Source organism: Leptospira chreensis, from assembly GCF_016919165.1.
GTDB classification, from domain to species: Bacteria; Spirochaetota; Leptospiria; order Leptospirales; family Leptospiraceae; genus Leptospira_A; species Leptospira_A chreensis.
The window spans coordinates 1-1,317 of the sequence record NZ_JAFFPS010000052.1 but is presented as its reverse complement, the minus strand read 5'-3'; the positions used below and the strand labels follow the sequence as shown (position 1 = coordinate 1,317).

The following is a 1,317-nucleotide window of genomic DNA, read 5'->3' as shown; positions in this document are numbered from 1 at the left end:
CGTTTTGCGGACTTTTGATTCATACTTTTATGGGGAGTTTGATTCGAAATAAAGTTCCCTTGCCCCAAACCGTTTCCATTTCAATCAATCCTTCGTGGTCTTTAATAATTTTATAAGCAATGGGCAAACCAAGCCCCACTCCTTTACCCGGATCTTTGGTGGTAAAAAATGGATTTCGGATTTGGTTCTGGTATTCTTCTGGAATCCCACCACCTGTATCGGAGATTTCAATCGTTGCAAATCGGGAGTCCCGAAAACTTCGGAGTCCCAAAATCCCAGAATCCCCTTCCATGGCTTGAATGGCATTGGTGAGTATATTCAAATACACTTGGTGGATTTTACCGGAGTTTCCTTTTACGATCAGAGGTTCGGGGAAAAGGTCTTTCACTACGAGAATGCGATCTCGGAGGGAATGGGTGAGCATTACAAGACAATTCTCAAGGATTTCATGTAGGTCAAAAAGTTCATCAAAGGATTCACTACTTCTCGTAAATTGGTTCAAACCTTTTACAATTTTGGAGGTGCGTTCCACACCTTCCTTTATGGCATCCAGATACAATCGGGTTTTTTCGGTTTCGATTTTGGATGTTTCCAATATTTCACGAACACCAAAGTAACCACCAAGAATGAAATTGAGAGGATTGTTGATTTCGTGAGCAATTCCTGCGGATAACATTCCGAGACTTGCCATCTTTTCCGATTCAATGAGTTGGTTTTGTCTTGCTTGCAATTCAACTAACGTTTGTTTTAGTTCGCTAGTTCGTTCTTCGACAAGCGATTCCAACTCGTGATTGTAATGTTCCAAACGTAATTCGTAATCGGAACGTTCCAATTCAGCAGCAATCCTACCGGAAAAAATTTGGAATAAAGTAAGGATATCATCTTTGTTTTGGATTTCCGTTTCATATAAACCAACGATAAGACCCATCACTTCTTTTTTAGAATTGATTAATGGGGATCCAATGTATCCTTCAATTTTCATTTCTACCAGAAGTTGGTCGTTAGGAAAATATTTCTGAACTCCTGAAGGAAAGTAACAAACACTATCATCAAATACATCGGCGCAAGGTGTGTCTTTGAGTGAATATGCCATATTATCTACAACCTCCCCTTTTGCCACGAGAGAGATGGTTTGGGATTCATATTTTTCTTTGTCAATAAGGGCGATGAAGGTATAATCCGCCCTGATGGTAGAGGCCAACTTAAGCACAAGTCGATTGAGAAATTCGTTTCCATAGGTATTGGAAACGGCTTCAATGATATCTGATAGAACTTGGCCTTGGATCATGAGATTGTATTTTTAAAGGGCTCCTAAAT

General features: G+C 39.9%; 1 protein-coding gene. It reads right to left on the bottom strand.

Annotated features, from left to right (window positions below):
* Positions 1-19 precede the first annotated feature (19 nt).
* Positions 20-1,288, bottom strand: coding sequence for a sensor histidine kinase (locus JWG41_RS13945; protein ID WP_205270539.1), 1,269 nt, complete (start codon positions 1,286-1,288; stop codon positions 20-22).
* Between the last annotated feature and the right edge of the window lie 29 nt (positions 1,289-1,317).